The sequence below is a fragment of the Streptococcus sp. NLN76 genome (genome assembly GCF_015686645.1).
GTDB lineage: Bacteria > Bacillota > Bacilli > Lactobacillales > Streptococcaceae > Streptococcus.
Genome location: NZ_JADPMS010000101.1, coordinates 1 through 945 on the forward strand (window position 1 = coordinate 1; position 945 = coordinate 945).

At 38.3% G+C, this 945-nt stretch carries 1 pseudogene; it reads right to left on the reverse strand.

Annotated features, from left to right (window positions below):
- Window positions 1-773: 773 nt before the first annotated feature.
- A pseudogene (locus tag I1A59_RS09755) lies at window positions 774-945 on the reverse strand (IS4 family transposase); the annotation flags it as partial.

Below are 945 nucleotides of genomic sequence, written 5' to 3' on the forward strand. Positions count from 1 at the left end.
CACGCATACGCTCAAGGCCTTGACACAAAATCCCCTTCTCTTTGCTTCACAACTAGGCTCAGCAGGCATCAATCTGCCAAATAAATTGTCCTATTTTTAGAAAAATGGTTGACAAATGGTAGAAAAATCTCTGGGGGAGATTTTGAGCTTGCTGAGGAGCGTGGGACAAAAGTCTCAACCTTCCTATTTTAGTTAGTGAATTAACTGTGACGCAGTGGTTGATTGGTCAAACAGCTAAAAGGCTGTTTGAGGTAGCAAATAACAATTGTTCGCTTTTATTGAGAGAATATTTCCTGTTCTCTTATCCAGATACTCAACGAGTCAATTCCTGACTCGTTGACCTCCGAAAGTAACCGAATCAACATTGACATGAACTTCGTTCCTTTCATTTAGAAACTCTAAAGGCATTCAACATGCCTTTAGACCGGAGGTGGGATTCAAACAGTCTGGGAAGAGACTGTTTGAACCCGAGCCTAACAATAAAAGAGCGAGGTCGGTTTGGGGAGAAACCGTTTCAGCTTACAACTTGAAACAAAGACTTGTAACGAACGATTTTATTTGTGAAAATCGTTCTGTCTCACTCTCCAAATAAGTACGGCAAGACGAGCTAACACAGTAATATAAGAAAAAACCATTCACAGTTGACAATGTCATTAAGTTAAGACCTAGAATTTAGAATAAGACCACATTTGAAAGCTCATAATTACATCAGACTTTCAAATGTGGTCTTTTTGTGCACGCCAAATAAAGGTTTTTGTGACCTTTTTTAAAAATTATGATACTCTATAGGTGAAACTTACTACTGATTGATTTTTCAGTCGCCTTTCAAACGTCCGACCTGGACGAATGATTGATAAATGTCTTTCTATGTAAGTTTTCAACTTAGAAGAAGTGAGCCTGTTTTTCAGAAATTGTTTACAGGCATAAACAGCATCAGAAAAGCAG